At 35.6% G+C, this 15,268-nt stretch carries 13 protein-coding genes, 1 other RNA gene and 1 other annotated feature; of the genes, 9 read left to right on the plus strand and 5 right to left on the minus strand.

From position 1 onward, the window contains the following. Window positions 1–87 precede the first annotated feature (87 nt). Complete coding sequence (locus tag ACQV2X_RS01380) at window positions 88–1,053, minus strand: hypothetical protein (RefSeq protein ID WP_428893245.1); 966 nt, start codon at window positions 1,051–1,053, stop codon at window positions 88–90. 40 nt (window positions 1,054–1,093) lie between these two features. On the opposite strand from ACQV2X_RS01380, the gene ACQV2X_RS01385 reads away from it, so the two are divergent. After that, entirely contained in the window at window positions 1,094–1,534 is a 441-nt protein-coding gene (locus tag ACQV2X_RS01385) for a ribonuclease HI family protein (RefSeq protein ID WP_428872990.1), read from the plus strand. On the opposite strand, the gene ACQV2X_RS01390 is transcribed toward ACQV2X_RS01385, so the two are convergent. From ACQV2X_RS01390 to gpsB, 3 genes are all read right to left on the minus strand, one after another. Further along, window positions 1,510–2,637 (minus strand): THUMP domain-containing class I SAM-dependent RNA methyltransferase, encoded by a 1,128-nt coding sequence (locus ACQV2X_RS01390; RefSeq protein ID WP_428872991.1) that lies wholly within the window; start codon window positions 2,635–2,637, stop codon window positions 1,510–1,512. The genes ACQV2X_RS01385 and ACQV2X_RS01390 overlap by 25 nt on opposite strands. Window positions 2,638–2,736: 99 nt before the next feature. Then, an RNA gene (rnpB, locus tag ACQV2X_RS01395) (RNase P RNA component class B) lies at window positions 2,737–3,114 on the minus strand. Between the two features lie 11 nt (window positions 3,115–3,125). Further along, window positions 3,126–3,461, minus strand: a complete 336-nt coding sequence (gene gpsB, locus ACQV2X_RS01400; RefSeq protein ID WP_428872992.1) for a cell division regulator GpsB — start codon at window positions 3,459–3,461, stop codon at window positions 3,126–3,128. Window positions 3,462–3,712: 251 nt separating this feature from the next. Here gpsB and ACQV2X_RS01405 point away from each other — a divergent pair, with 251 nt between their 5' ends. From ACQV2X_RS01405 to dtd, 5 genes are all read left to right on the plus strand, one after another. Then, the gene (locus ACQV2X_RS01405) at window positions 3,713–4,666 is read left to right on the plus strand and encodes a 50S ribosomal protein L11 methyltransferase (protein ID WP_428872993.1); all 954 of its coding nucleotides are present in this window, start codon (window positions 3,713–3,715) and stop codon (window positions 4,664–4,666) included. A 3-nt stretch (window positions 4,667–4,669) separates the two neighbouring features. Beyond that, window positions 4,670–5,443 (plus strand): RsmE family RNA methyltransferase, encoded by a 774-nt coding sequence (locus tag ACQV2X_RS01410; RefSeq protein WP_428894180.1) that lies wholly within the window; start codon window positions 4,670–4,672, stop codon window positions 5,441–5,443. Window position 5,444: 1 nt separating this feature from the next. Further along, the gene (gene deoC, locus ACQV2X_RS01415) at window positions 5,445–6,089 is read left to right on the plus strand and encodes a deoxyribose-phosphate aldolase (RefSeq protein WP_428884913.1); all 645 of its coding nucleotides are present in this window, start codon (window positions 5,445–5,447) and stop codon (window positions 6,087–6,089) included. Window positions 6,090–6,230: 141 nt separating this feature from the next. Next, complete coding sequence (locus tag ACQV2X_RS01420; RefSeq protein ID WP_428872997.1) at window positions 6,231–8,429, plus strand: RelA/SpoT family protein; 2,199 nt, start codon at window positions 6,231–6,233, stop codon at window positions 8,427–8,429. Between the two features lie 8 nt (window positions 8,430–8,437). Further along, window positions 8,438–8,881 carry a D-aminoacyl-tRNA deacylase gene (gene dtd / locus ACQV2X_RS01425; RefSeq protein WP_428876419.1) on the plus strand — a complete coding sequence of 148 codons (444 nt, stop codon included), beginning with the start codon at window positions 8,438–8,440 and terminating at the stop codon, window positions 8,879–8,881. A gap of 21 nt (window positions 8,882–8,902) precedes the next feature. Here the strand turns inward: dtd and ACQV2X_RS01430 are convergent, their stop codons facing one another. Beyond that, a complete protein-coding gene (locus ACQV2X_RS01430) occupies window positions 8,903–10,315 on the minus strand; it encodes an N-acetylmuramoyl-L-alanine amidase (RefSeq protein WP_428884914.1) in 1,413 nt (470 codons plus the stop codon). A gap of 186 nt (window positions 10,316–10,501) precedes the next feature. Next, window positions 10,502–10,692 (plus strand) — a binding site (T-box leader). 36 nt (window positions 10,693–10,728) lie between these two features. On the opposite strand from ACQV2X_RS01430, the gene hisS reads away from it, so the two are divergent. The 3 genes from hisS (at window position 10,729) to arcA (ending at window position 15,235) form a co-directional block, all read left to right on the plus strand. After that, on the plus strand, window positions 10,729–12,048 hold the full coding sequence (hisS, locus tag ACQV2X_RS01435) for a histidine--tRNA ligase (RefSeq protein ID WP_428873001.1): 1,320 nt from the start codon (window positions 10,729–10,731) through the stop codon (window positions 12,046–12,048). 1 nt (window position 12,049) lies between these two features. Then, complete coding sequence (aspS, locus tag ACQV2X_RS01440; protein WP_428876420.1) at window positions 12,050–13,822, plus strand: aspartate--tRNA ligase; 1,773 nt, start codon at window positions 12,050–12,052, stop codon at window positions 13,820–13,822. Window positions 13,823–14,023: 201 nt separating this feature from the next. Continuing rightward, window positions 14,024–15,235: an arginine deiminase gene (gene arcA, locus ACQV2X_RS01445; RefSeq protein ID WP_428874662.1), complete on the plus strand. Its 1,212-nt coding sequence runs from the start codon at window positions 14,024–14,026 to the stop codon at window positions 15,233–15,235. The last annotated feature ends 33 nt before the right edge of the window (window positions 15,236–15,268 follow it).

Genomic DNA, 15,268 nt, shown 5'->3' on the forward strand with positions numbered 1-15,268 from the left:
TGAAGTAACCAGTCGGTTACCTCACCTACTCATCAACCCTATTTGACAAAGAGCCATTTATTTAGAAAGTTTTCTTTAAATTTCTATCTATAGACTTAGTTGTTTGATTTCATCGATAGCCTGTTGGAGAATTTCATCCATTCGCTCATTTTGATCGGATTCTTCACTTTTTTCTATATGGTAATAACTTAAAAAGCTATTAAACCATGCAACAGGGTCTGAGATTTTTTCTTTGATAAATGGATAGTATACCATCACCAATAAATTTATTTCTTCTAGTAGACCATCATAAATATGAGGATTATTATTGACCGTATAATCTTCAAGAAGAGCTTTTATTTGTAAATAGGTCGAATCTTCTTTATAAGGGACTAGAGATAGGCTATCGATGATTTTAATTTCTTCAAACCATGTCAGTTTCAGATGGGCCTGGTAATTTCGAACTATATAATGATGCAATATATCACTTTTAACGAATTGACTTATCTCTTTGTCAGCCAATAATGCAGTCAAGATTGGATGTTTAAGGGAGTAATCTAAACTATAGAAATTTTTGATTTCTTTTAAAAGTTCATATAAGGTTAGTTCTTTCAATTGTTTCAACTTTGAATCTAACCCCTTCGTATTTATAAGGAGTTGAAGTTCTTTAGAAAGAGCTTCTTTTTCTTTAATTTTTTCAATTTGTTTAACAATCAAAGAGATATCCCATTTTTTTTGATCAAAATATTCTTTGATTTCATATAGCTGAATCAATAGTTTTTGATGAGAAAAAAGATAAGGTAAAGAATGAACATAAAGCATCGCTAATTCATAGTCAAGGTCTTGTATGGAGTGGTCTGAAAGAAAATTTTGCCATAACTTTTTGACAGCTTGACTTTTATTTTGAATAATATGAATAGAAATTAGTTCTTTAAACACTTTAAGGGAAGGTTCTATCTGATAGCTTTCTTTCAAAAAGTTAGATGCACTTGCATAATCATTTTGTTCAAGCGCATTCATGGCTTTGCGATAGAAATATTCGCTCTTATTTGGCATATGAATAAGATCTGTCAATTGAGGAGACTCCTTTCAAAATAGAGAGGGTGAAAAACCTATGTGGATACAAATTGATGCCGCTTTTGATCCTAAAACTAAAGAAGCGGGCCTAGCTTTTTTGGTATTCAATGGTGAAAAAGTTGTTACTTTTAAATTTTATATTAATGAATGTCTGGATAATCACCAAGCTGAGTTTTTTGCTTTAAGATTAGCTATGCAATGGATCAAGCAAGAAAAATTAAAAACAGATCAACTCATTCAAATTAAAACCGATTCTAAGATTGTTTTCCAATCGATTGAAAAACGTTTTGCCAAAAAAGACTATTTTAGCAAGCTTTTAAAAGATATTCTCTTTGAAATGGACTATTATCCTTTACTTTTTCTAAAATGGATTCCTGAAAAAGAAAATCGAGCAGCTGATCAAGCAGCAAAACAAGCCTTACGTAAACAAGGGAAAGTAAAGACTTTAGACCCTTATTTATTTGTAGACCAAAATTGATAATAATTTACTTTTAAGGCACCGTTATATAACTTGCGTTTTTTGCTAGCTTTTTCACCATAAAATTTCTCAAATGAGTCATCACTTGAGAGAATATACTTCGACCAAGTGGTCATCAAACGGTAAATAGTACCCATGTCCTGGTATAGTTGGTGTACCTTATCTTCATCTAGCAAGCGGTCCCCATAAGGAGGGTTGGAGATTAAAATGCCATATTCTTCATTCGGACGGTAATCTTTTAACTGCATTTGTTTAAAAGTAATATCTTCTCCCACACCGGCATTTGCTGCATTTTGCTTGGCGATTTCAATCATTCTTCCATCTATATCGCTTCCAAAGATATTGAGTTTTATTTCATGGTTAATTTTTTGACGTGCTTTTGTTTTTTCCTTTGACCATACTTCTGGATTAAAGAACTCCCATTTTTCTGCTGCAAATGACCGATTTAATCCTGGAGCAATATTGCGTCCCATTAAGGCAGCTTCAATTAAAATTGTTCCAGACCCGCAAGTTGGATCATAAAGAGGACGGTCAGGGAACCAAGTAGTCAATTTGACTAAAGCTGCTGCCATATTTTCTTTTAGAGGCGCGCCACCTTTTTCAGTTCGATAACCTCGTTTAAATAGACTGCTTCCACTTGTATCTAAAGTAATCATCGCCACATCTTTTAGTATCGATATTTCAATAGGGTAGTAATCACCTGTTTCGCTCAAAGGCATTTTACGAGCATAGTGATCCATTAGCCGTTTGGCAATGGCTTTTTTGACAATTCTTTGACAGTTAGGGACAGAATAAAGTTTTGATTTCACCGATTTACCTGAAACAGGAAATTCTCCATCCATGGGCAAGAGGTCTTCCCAGGCAATCGCATAGGTTTGGTCAAACAATTCTTCAAAAGAGGTTGCTTTAAATTCGCCAACCACTACTTTAATTCGATCAGCTGTTCTCAACCATAGGTTTGTTTTAGCAATATCTTCTGCAGTTCCTTTAAAGCGCACGCGACCATTCTCTGTTTGTGTTTCATAGCCTAAATCCTTGAGTTCTTGATTAGCTATTCCCTCGATACCTGCCGCTGCTGTAGCAATTAAGTGATATGTTTTCATGGATAATCCTTCCTTTTAAAAAAACACGATTCAACAAGCTTTTAGGCTCAGAATCGTGTTGTTGACTATATGCATCTATAAATACCTATATTAGTAAATTTCGATAAGCCATGTTCTGTCAATATTTATTCCATAGGCAAGAATAAATAAAGGGTAATCATCTATCTACAAGATAACTTGTCTCTCTTTCAGTTAAGCAATGCTTACGCATTTTCCCATACAGAGAGTGCCCCTACCAAATTTGGGTTGCTCGCTCGAGGGGTTTACCGCGTTTCAGCTTTTTGTTTCCAAAAAGATCGTCTCTGTGGCACTTTATGAATTACTTATTCTTAGCTAAGCCTTAGAATATTCACTCGCCGTTCACCTTAAGGCTACCTTAGCTTATTGTTTCGCTAAGCACGAACACTACAAGCGTTTCAGCTTGTGCGAGCATGGACTTTCCTCAGCCAAATGAATTGACCGCGATTACCTGAAATTTACTATGATCATTAATTTTGACTATACTCTGTGTTTGAAATTTTGGCTCCGAAAACATGTTTTTCTAAGTTAGATAAACGTTTAAGGATATCAAAGTTGGTTACGCCAGAACCTGGAGTTGTTGAAACGTTTTTCTTAGCTAATGATAACTGCTTAGTTAATTCATCTATTTTAGCAATGAGTCGCTCATTTTCATTCTTTAAGAACACTACATCTTTTTGATAAGAATCATAGTCACGAATAATACTATCGAGATACTCATCGACTTCAGCAGCATTATAGCCACGCATGGAACGAGAAAATTCTTTTTGTAAGATATCTTTTGCTGTTAAGTTTTTTTCTGCCATGAAGTTCACCTCGTTTATTAGCTTTTATATTAATAGAATATCAACTACTATTTTATCCTTTTCTTTTGAAAATTTCAAAAAAAGTTACAAATATTCTAAAGTCTATTATTTATTATTACATGCCCTTATTAAAATAGCTAGACTTAATCTTGAAAAAATAACTTCTTTTGATTGAAAAAAGATAAACTGTCCTCCATAATGTGAATAAGCTCAGCTTTAAATTTTTTAGATGCATTGACTGGGGGGGTTTAATGACTCATTGGACAAAAGTGACTATCTATCTTGAAACTAAGAAGCCTGATGAAGTGGAATATGTTTCTCATCTCTTATTTGAGTGGGGGGCGAAAGGGACGCAGCTTATAAATGTCGATGGATATATGGAAAATAAAGAAAATTTATTTGGAGAAATTCCTTTAGCTCCATCCCTTAAAGAACAAGATAAACGGGGGCTTGTCTTAGGTTTTTTTGAACAAGATATAGAAAAAGACTTGTTCGATAGTTATTTAGAAGATAACCTTTATTTCGATTATAGTTGGGAAAAAGAGCCGATTGAAATGGAAAATTGGCAAAAAAATTGGATGAAAAACTACCGAATTCAAGAAATTTCACGATTTATAAAAGTTGTTCCGGTATGGGATGCTTATTCTCCAAAATATAAGGATGAGAAAGTTATTTATTTAGACCCAGGAGTTGCCTTTGGAACAGGTGATCACCCGACAACCCGACTCGGCGCGCAAGCTTTAGAAATGGTTATGCGAGGTGACGAGAAAGTTTATGATGTTGGAACGGGATCTGGTATCCTTGCATTGATAGCTTTTGCTCTCAGCGCACAAAAAGTGGTGGGATACGATCTTGATCCTCAAGCAATCGCAGCTGCTAAACAAAATCTTACTTATCAAAAATGGCAAAATATGGGCTATTCTGATGATTTTCAACCACCTATATCATTTCATGTCAATGATTTATTAAGAGGTGTTGAAGAAAAAGTAAATATCATCATGGCAAACATCCTACCTCATATATTACTCAAGCTCTATCAGGATGCCTATCAGCTTTTAGAAAAGGGTGGCTATCTCATTCTTGGAGGCATACTGACTGAGAAGGCAGAACAAGTAATCGATTCTTTATCAACAGATCAGTGGGAAATAATCCAAATTAATTATTATAAAGGATGGGCTGGTATCACGGCTCAGAAGAAAGAGTGAGTTATGCATCAATATTTTATCGATGATTCGAATCAAATAGTAGAAATTGGCAAGAAAGTTGTTTTGAATCCATCAGACAGTCATCATTTGGTCAATGTTTTAAGGGCTAAGCAAGGGAAGGAGTTAATAGTTGTATACGATCAAAAGAAGTATCTAGCTTCTTATCTCAAAAAAAAGAATGATTATGCTCTATTAGAAATCATGTCACCCTTAAGTGAGACTCTCAGTCAAACGGAGTTACCGGTCGAGGTAGTTGTAGCTTGTGGTTTATCCAAAAATGACAAAATGGATTCAATTGTTCAAAAAGCTACAGAATGCGGCATGAGCAGCTTTCAACCATTAGCTTTAAAACGTGATGTAGTCAAATGGGACCGGAAAAAAGCTGGTAAAAAAGTTGAAAGACTACAAAAAATTGCTGATAGTGCTGCAGAACAGTCAAAACGTTTAAAAAAGGTTGAATTTAAGCAGCTTTTAAATTTAAAAGACTTTGTTAATCAGTATCGTACTCATGACATTAAACTAGTGGCATTCGAAGAAAGTGCTAAAGAAGGTCAACACCATCTGTTAGCCAAAATATTAAAAAATATCGAAAAGAATAAAAAGATAGTTATGGTATTTGGATCGGAAGGTGGATTAGAACAACAAGAGGTATCTTTCTTAGTAGAAAATGGCTTTGAGATTTGTAGCTTAGGTCCAAGAATCTTACGGGCAGAGACGGCACCTATTTATCTTTTAAGTGTCCTATCATATGTCACTGAAATTGAAAGGGAGTTTTAAAATGGAATTAAATAAATATATCGATCATACTTTATTAAATGCAAATGCAACCAAAGACCAAATTAAGCAAATTTGTCAAGAAGCCTTGGAATATCAATTCATGTCAGTTTGTATTAATCCAGTATGGGTTACTTATGCGAGTGATTTGTTGAAGGATTCAGACATCAAAGTCTGTACAGTGATTGGTTTCCCTTTAGGAGCGAATACTTCATCTACTAAAGCTTTTGAAGCAAAAGAAGCAGTGAAAAATGGGGCTAGTGAAATTGATATGGTAATCAATATCGGAGCGGCTAAAGCTGCTGATTGGGAAACAGTAGAAGAGGATATCCGTCAAGTCGTTCAAGCTGTTCCAGAAGAAATTATTGTGAAAGTTATCATCGAAACTAGTTTACTTGAAAAAGAAGAAAAAGTGAAAGCTTGCCTTGCAGCCAAAGCAGCCAAAGCAGATTTTGTTAAAACTTCCACTGGCTTTTCAACAGCAGGAGCTGTGAAAGAAGATATTGCTCTAATGCGTTCGACTGTTGGTGAAACAATGGGAGTCAAAGCTTCTGGAGGCGTTGGCGATAAAGAAACTGCATTAATAATGATTGAAGCAGGCGCAAACCGTATTGGTGCTTCTAAAGGGATTAAAATTGTTTCTGAATAAAATTTTAAAACAACTGTGTCTTTCGACCAGTTGTTTTTTAGCATAAGCTAAGATTGATAGTATTAAAGAGGCTAATATTGTTTTATAGTGAGTATTTAAGTTATAATAGTAGAAAAATTATCTAGAAAGAGTGGTGATAATATGGGTAGAAATGATGTCTATACTGGTGAAGAAGTTATAGCAATTTGTCGATCTTATATGAATGACAGTAAGGTAGCTTTTGTAAAAAAGGCATTAGCAGTAGCAACCAAGGCCCATGAAGGGCAAGAACGTCTCTCAGGAGAACCCTATATTAATCATCCAATTCAAGTAGCAGGTATTTTAGCGAATATTAAATTAGACCCTGATACAGTAGCTACTGGCTTTTTACATGATGTAGTGGAAGATACGGACTACACTTTGGAAAAAATCCAGGAAGAATTTTCAGAATCCGTCGCCTTCTTAGTAGATGGCGTTACTAAACTCGGTAAGATTAAATTTCAAAGTAAAGAAGAACAATTAGCAGAAAATCATCGTAAAATGTTGATTGCCATGGCTAAAGATATTCGTGTGGTAATGGTTAAATTAGCTGACCGTTTACATAATATGCGCACTTTGAAATTTCAAAAACCCCACAAACAAATTGAAAAGTCTCAAGAAGCATTAGATATTTATGCACCCTTGGCTGAACGAATTGGTATGAGTGTCATTAAATGGGAATTAGAAGATATTTCTTTAAGATATATTAATCCTCAAGCCTATTATGATATTGTCCATCAAATGGACCAAAAAAGAGATGAGCGCGAAGAATATATTCAAGTTGTCATTGATCAGATAAAAGATGCGATTGACGAACTGTCCATGGACTCTACTGTTTATGGAAGACCGAAACATATTTATTCCATTTACCGTAAAATGGTCGATCAGAAAAAAGAGTTTGATGATATCTATGATTTATTAGCGGTTCGCGTTTTAGTCGATTCGATTAAGGATTGCTACGGAGTCTTAGGCATTATTCATACAAAATGGAAGCCGATGCCAGGACGCTTTAAAGATTATATTGCTATGCCTAAAGCTAATATGTACCAATCAATTCATACGACTGTTATTGGACCTCAAGGCAAACCTGTTGAAGTTCAAATAAGAACGCACCTTATGCATGAAGTGGCAGAGTACGGACTAGCAGCTCATTGGGCCTACAAAGAAGGGAAAACAGTCGATGAGCAACCACGAGATAACATTCAACAACAGTTAAAATGGTTTCATGATATTGTTGAGTATGAAGATGATGCAGGGAATGCTAGTGAATTCATGGAATTTATTAAAGAAGATGTTTTTAAAGATCAAGTTTATATCTTTACTCCTAAAGGCGACGTCTTTGAATTACCATTAGGCTCAGGTCCAGTCGATTTCGCTTTCCATATCCATACTGAAATAGGAAATAAGACGGTTGGAGCAAAAGTTAATGGTAATATCGTTCCTCTTAATTATCGCTTGAAAAATGGAGATATTGTTGAAATATTAACCAATCCGAGTTCTGTTGGCCCTAGCCGTGATTGGCTCAAGTTTGTTAAAACTTCTAAAGCACGTAATCGGATCAAACGTTATTTTAAAATGCAAGAGCGTGAGAAAAATAGCGAAATTGGACAGGAAATACTTGAAAAAGCCCTGAAAGAAAACGAAACATCTTTAAAAATAGAACTTAAAAAGAACAAAGAAAAAGACTTACTTGAGAGATTTAACTTCAATGAGATGGAAGATCTTTATGCTTCTATCGGCTTAGGAGAAATCTCACCGACTTCTATTATGCATTTTTGGAATATTAAGAAAGTCGACAAAAATGTAAAGCTATCTAATGTCATTTCTAAAGATAGGGAGACCGACTCTAACAAAGAAAAAGTAGGAAATGAAAAAGGATTAGTGGTTGACGGCGTTGATAACTTAATGATGCGACTTAGTCGTTGTTGCAACCCGGTTCCCGGTGATGAGATAGTTGGTTATATAACAAGAGGCAGAGGCATTTCTGTTCACCGCAAAGATTGTTCCAACTTAAAAAGTGAAATTGAATTGGATGATCGAACGATTGCAGTGCATTGGTCCGAAGAAAAGCAAGAAGAACATGAGTATGAAACAGAAATACAAGTCATTGGTTTTGACCGGTCGGGTATGATTAACGACGTTTTAAACGTTGTCAACCATACGGTCAAAAACCTCAAAGCAGTCAATGGGCGCATTGATGATCAAAGTCAAGCCATCATCAAACTTAAGGTTTTAGTTGCTGATACACAACAATTACATGAATTAATTGTTAAATTAAAGAACATCCCAGATGTTTACGAAGTTAAACGTCAAGGCAATTAGGAGGTCAAATGAAAGTAGTTATTCAAAGAGTGAACCATGCCAGTGTAACAGTTAATGAAGAAGTAGTAGGAGCCATTAAAGAAGGACTTCTACTTTTAGTCGGATTTGGACCTGAAGATACGGTTAAAGACTGTGAGTATTGTGCTAGAAAAATTGTAACTATGCGGATTTTTGACGATGAAAAAGGAAAAATGAATTTATCGTTGAAAGATACTGGCGGCAGTATTCTCTCAGTCAGTCAATTTACCCTGTACGCTTCTTGTAAGAAAGGGAATCGCCCTAGCTTTACCAATGCTGCAAAACCAGACCAGGCTGAAGAATTATACCATTATTTCAACCAAGAGCTTGACAAAAAAGGTTTTAAAGCTAAAACAGGTATTTTTGGAGCTGACATGAAAGTTGAATTTGAAAACAATGGACCTGTTACAATAATTTTGGACTCCAATGAGTAAACAATACCCCTGATAGAGACCTTATCTATCAGGGGTATTTATTTCTAATTGATTTCCAACTTGATTAAAATAAGTTGAGAGTCCTTCAGTAATAGCATCAGCTAATTTTTGATGGTAGTCATCCGTTAACATTAACTCCAAGTCTTCGCTGTTTGTAATATAACCGAGTTCGAGCAAGAGGGAGGGGACGGTATTTTCGCGTAAAACATGAAAGTTTCCATACTCCACACCCAAATTAGGTCGACCAGATGTTATCAACCCAGAATGTAAGGTCTTCGCAAATTCTTCGTCATTTAAATGATAGAAATATGTACGAACACCTTTGACCTGAGTGTCATAGGAGGAATCGAAATGTAACGAAAGAAATAAGTCTGGCTGTTTTTGGTTACTGATTTTAACCCTTTCAGCGAGGTCTAAAAATTGGTCGCTTTCATTAGTTAAGATAACTTTAGCCCCGAAAGCTTCAAGTGTTTTCTTTAATACTTTAGCAATCTTATAGGTAAAGCTTTTTTCAGCATACTTTTGATCTTTACTCAATGTACCTGGGTCTTCTCCACCATGGCCAGGGTCTAGCATGATGGTCGCTTGTTGGAGTTCAGATTTAATAGGTAGAAAGCGATGGTCAATTGAATAGTAAGGCTCAGATAGAGAGAAGGAATCAATATATCCTTTAACTCCTTGACTGTCTTCTACGTAGTAAAATGATTCCTGAGGACTATATTCAACATAATCAAGCCTTGTAAATTCTTGTAGGTAATCCGTTTGATAAATCATATTAGAAAAAAAGTCTGCTTCTTCTAATAAGTATTCTTCTTTTTTGCGCATGATAAGCTTGTTTTTCAAGCTTTCTTTTTCTTTTTCTTTTTTATTAATACTGCTATCTAAAGCATTCTTTTCGGCAATTAAACGCTCCGCGTCTTGTCGATTCAATAATTCTATCTCGTTTATGTTTACAAAGGCTGGTTTACCTTGATAATTAACTTGAGCCCAATTTTTTTCTATATAATTAATAGGGATGAGGCTTTCCTTAGGAATATTTGAGAGAATAGGACTTTTAGAATCAGCTTTTTGATAAAGAGCCGTTGATTTTTCAAAAGAGGCTGCTAAATCTTGGTCACTTTTAAGTTCCTTGTTTTCGATTAGCCACTTGGGTAACCAACCTTCAACTTTCCCTTGATAGCGCACTTTAAGCCAACCGGTTTGTTCTTGAATAATTTCAATAGGAAAGTCAGGATCAATTTCGGTTAAAACCTCGGAATTAGTAGTTGGAAAAGAGTGCAGAACGATTCCTTGACGATCAATTGGTAAAGCTTTTAAATTGCTAAGATTAACAATTCCCCATACTGTTATGACGCTAATTATAAGTGTTAATAAGAAAGGAGTAAGTCGCTTTTTAGTTAAGTGTTTCAAATTTTTGGTCCAAACGATAGCCATCCTATATTCCTCCACTATTCCTCTATTAATTGCATTATAGTTGATTAATTGAATTAAAGGTCAACTCTAGATGGACTGTTACACAATAGTAACTAGATTGTTAATCATTTGCTATAAAGTAAACTAAAGAAGAATTTTAATTCAACTTGACAAATCAATCATCATTGAGTAATCTGAACATAATTAATCAATTCGGTGAAATAGACAAGTAGCTCTGTAATATACAGTGAGCAACGTTGAGTGAAAAGTTGCATTTGAGAGTGAAGACACTATGGAGAAGAATAATCAAAAGTTATTCCGTCAATCACGTTACGATTAAGAGGTAATGGATAAATTCATTACAAATATAGGTGGTACCACGTTAATGCGTCCTAAGTGAAAACTTAGGGCGCTTTTATATTAGGAGGGGTAGAATGATTCAAAAGATGAAAGGCACCGTTGATATCTTGCCAGAGGATAGTTATCGTTGGCAATATGTCGAAGATGTAGCAAGAGATTTATTTGATCAATATATGTATCGTGAAATACGGACACCGCTTTTTGAGTCCTATGATTTATTTTCACGTTCAGTTGGTAATACTTCAGATATTGTCTCTAAAGAAATGTATGACTTCTATGATAAAGGAGAACGACATATTAGTTTACGCCCCGAAGGGACTGCGGGTGTTGTGAGAGCATACGTTGAGAATAAATTGTTTGGTCCAGAACATGCACAGCCTTTTAAGGTTTATTATTTAGGTCCTTACTTTCGTTACGAAAGACCCCAAGCAGGACGTCAACGACAGTTCAATCAAATGGGCGTCGAAGTTTTCGGGTCAGAAAATCCAGCAACGGATGTGGAAGTTATCAGTTTAGCTTGGCATTTCTTTCAAGAGTTAGGTTTAAAAAATATTACTTTACAAATTAACTCACTAGGAAAGCCAAACGATCGGCAGGCTTATCGTCAAGCGCTTATTGCTTATTTTGAGCCACATATTCATAATTTAAGTGATGATTCTAAAAAAAGACTGCATGACAATCCACTGCGTGTACTAGATTCAAAAGATGCTAAGGATAAAGCTTATGTAAAAGAGGCTCCAAGTATTTTAGACTATTTATCTAAAGAGAGTAAGGACCATTTTGGACAAGTTCAATCCATGCTCAAGCAACTAGAAATACCTTTTGAAGTCAATGACAAGGTGGTAAGAGGTTTGGATTATTATCAGGATACTATTTTCGAGTTTGTAGTAGATGATAATCGGATTGGTGCTCAATCAACGGTTTGTGGTGGTGGTCGCTATGATGGACTGGTTCAACAAATAGGCGGACCTGAGAAGCCTGGCTTTGGTTTTGGATTAGGGCTTGAACGTCTCATGTTATTAATGGATCAACAAAAGATTGACATTCCACCATATGAGCCTCTAGACTTATATGTCTTATGTCGTGATGAGTCGGTTAATCAATTAGCAACCGAGTTAGTTCAAAAGGCTAGATATGCTGGATTGATTGCAGAAAGAGATTACTTATTTAGAAGCATAAAGTCTCAGTTTAAAACAGCCGGCAAATTAGGGGCCAAATTAACTATTATGTTGGGTGAGCAAGAAGTTGAGTCTGAGATATTAGTCGTTAAAAATCAAGAAAATGGGACTGAGACCGAGATTTCAAAAGGCGACTTATGGTCTGATTTTTATGGCGTTTATCGCCGTTTAACAACGGATACGAGTGTAATTGATAAATATTTTAGGGGTGAATAAAATGACAGAAAGAACTGTATATTGTGGATTAGTAGATGAACAGTACCTTGGTAAAGAGATCACATTAAAAGGATGGGTACAAAAAAGAAGAGATTTAGGGAGTTTAATTTTTGTTGATTTACGTGATCGTGAAGGCTTTTGTCAAGTGGTCTTTAATGCTGAGAGACTTTCAAAAGAAGATTTTGAGCTAGCCAATCGGATTCGTTCAGAATACATTATTGAAGTGACTGGAGAATTGGCATTAAGAGAAAACAATCAAATGAATAAGCAAGTTAAAACAGGACGTTTTGAGCTGTATGCCAATGCTTTAACCATCTATACTAAAGCTAAAACGCCTGCTATATATATTGAAAATGATTTGGATGTGGATGAAGAAGTTCGCTTAAGAAATCGTATGTTAGACTTACGTCGTCCTAAAATGCAAGCAAATATTCGCCTACGTCATAATGTAACGCGAACAATCCGTAATTTCTTAGACCAAAGAGGATTTGTTGATGTTGAGACACCTATGTTAACCAAATCCACTCCGGAAGGTGCTAGAGACTATTTAGTACCTACTCGCCGTGAAGGGGGATCCTTTTTTGCATTACCTCAATCACCCCAACTATTTAAGCAGCTGCTGATGGGTGCAGGCATGGATCGCTATTATCAAATAGTTAAATGCTTCCGAGACGAAGATTTACGTGGTGACCGTCAACCAGAATTTACCCAAGTCGATATTGAAACCAGCTTTTTAGGTCAAGAAGATATTCAATCATATATAGAAGAGATGCTAAAAGAAGTTGTCAAAGAAACAAGAGGAGTAGAAATTAAGCAAGCATTCCCAACCATGACTTATGCTCAAGCAATGGAAGAATACGGGTCAGATAAACCAGATATTCGCTTTGACATGAAATTAAAAGACCTCTCTCAATGGGCTGAACATAGTGAATTTGGCGTCTTTAAAAATGCTGTAAAAGATGGAGGGCAAGTCAAAGCCATAAACCTTAAAGGCTTAGCTGATGAATACACACGCAAGACAGCAGATGCCTTATCAGAAGTTGTTAAACCCTATGGAGCTAAAGGCTTAGCGTGGATTAAAGTATTAGAGGAAGGCTTTAATGGACCAATCGCTAAATTCTTTACTGAAGAAGACCAAGACCAGATTAAAGAGACGTTGGAAGCTAAAGAGGGAGACATCCTCTTCTTTGTGGCTGATCAAGCCAGTGTCATTGCTGATTCCTTAGGTGCTTTACGTAATCATTTAGCCAAGAAACACACCTTATACGATGTTGAAGAGTTAGCTTTTTTGTGGGTTACCGATTGGCCATTATTTGAATATGATGAAGATAATCAAAGATATGTTGCTATGCATCATCCGTTTACTGCTCCGCAAAACGACGATGTCCAAGCATTAAAAGACAATCCAGCGGATGCTAAAGCTAAAGCCTACGACATTGTTCTTAATGGTTATGAAGTGGGAGGTGGATCTCTAAGAATTTATCAACGTGAGATGCAAGATCAAATGTTTGAATTATTAGGATTTACTGCTGAAGAAGCTAAAAGTCAATTTGGTTTCTTATTAGAAGCAATGGATTACGGCTTCCCTCCTCATGGTGGTATCGCTTTAGGCTTAGATCGATTAGTGATGATACTTGCTCAAGAGCCTAATATTCGTGAAGTCATTGCCTTTCCAAAGAATGGTCGTGGTCACGACTTATTAACAGATGCACCAAGTCATGTTTCGACCGATCAATTGGATGAGTTATATTTACAATTAAAAGCTAAAAAATAATTCCCATTAAAATTTGAAGTAGTTATTAATACCACTATCTTTCTGACGAAAGATAGTGGTATTCTAAAATTTAAGGGATAAATGTGATGAATATCTCATTTAGAATGTTATCAATTCAATTTATCGAAGTGACCGATTTAACGGAAACGTTTTCTATCGTATGTTAGACTAGAGTTAACAAATAATTAAGGAGGAAATAAAATGTCCCACAGTATTAATGTTAATTCTGAAATTGGTCGCTTGAAGAAAGTAATGCTTCACCGTCCGGGTAAAGAATTAGAAAATTTGATGCCAGATTACCTCGAACGCTTATTGTTTGATGATATTCCTTATCTTGAAGCAGCGCAAAAAGAACACGATGAATTTGCTAAGTTATTAGAAAGCCTAGGTGTTGAAGTACTTTATTTGGAAAAATTAGTGGCTGAAGCAATTGATGCAGAAGGATTGAAAGAACAATTTGTTGATGAGTGGATGGCTGAAACAGGGTTAGAGCCAGGCCAAAATTATGACCAAGTTAAACAGTATTTAATGGATATGGAAGATACCTATGAAATGGTATTAAAAACGATGGAAGGATTCAAGAAGAGTGAGATTAAGCATGAATCAAATGGTTTTGATGAATTGCTGTCAAACTATCCTTTTTTAGTGGACCCAATGCCAAACTTATACTTCACCCGAGATCCCTTTGCAACGATGGGTAACGGTGTTTCTCTTAACCACATGTACTCAGATACACGTAACCGTGAAACATTGTATGGAAAATATATCTTTAACTATCACCCAGAATATAAAGGAACTACCCTTTATTATGAACGTGATGAAGATACACGTATCGAAGGTGGAGATGAGTTAGTTTTATCTAAAAACACTCTAGCAGTTGGGATTTCTCAACGTACTGATAAATATTCAATCGAGAAATTAGCTCGCAACTTATTTAAAGAGACTGAATTCAAAGAAGTATTAGCATTCTTAATCGATAACAACCGTAAATTCATGCATTTAGATACTGTATTTACTATGATCGATTATGATAAATTTACTATCCACCCTGAAATTGAAGGCGAATTAAAAGTCTTCTCAGTAACTCCTGGTGAAAATGGTGAAATCAAAGTAACTGAAAAAGAAGGGCTGTTAGAAGACATCTTAGCAGAAGCTTTAGGTTTAGAAAAAGTTACCTTAATCCGTTGTGGTGGTGATGACATCGTAGCTGGAGCACGTGAACAATGGAACGATGGTGCCAACACCTTAACGGTAGCACCAGGTGAAGTAATTGTTTACAACCGTAATACTGTAACCAACAAATTATTGATTGAAAATGGTATTAAGATTCACCAAATCGAAGGTAGTGAATTAGTACGTGGTCGTGGTGGTCCTCGTTGCATGTCAATGCCATTTGTTCGCGAAGATATTTAATTTTTTTGATAAACACACAGATATAGGAGGGAA

Source organism: Facklamia sp. P12945 (assembly GCF_050409485.1).
In the GTDB taxonomy this organism is placed as follows: Bacteria; Bacillota; Bacilli; order Lactobacillales; family Aerococcaceae; genus Facklamia.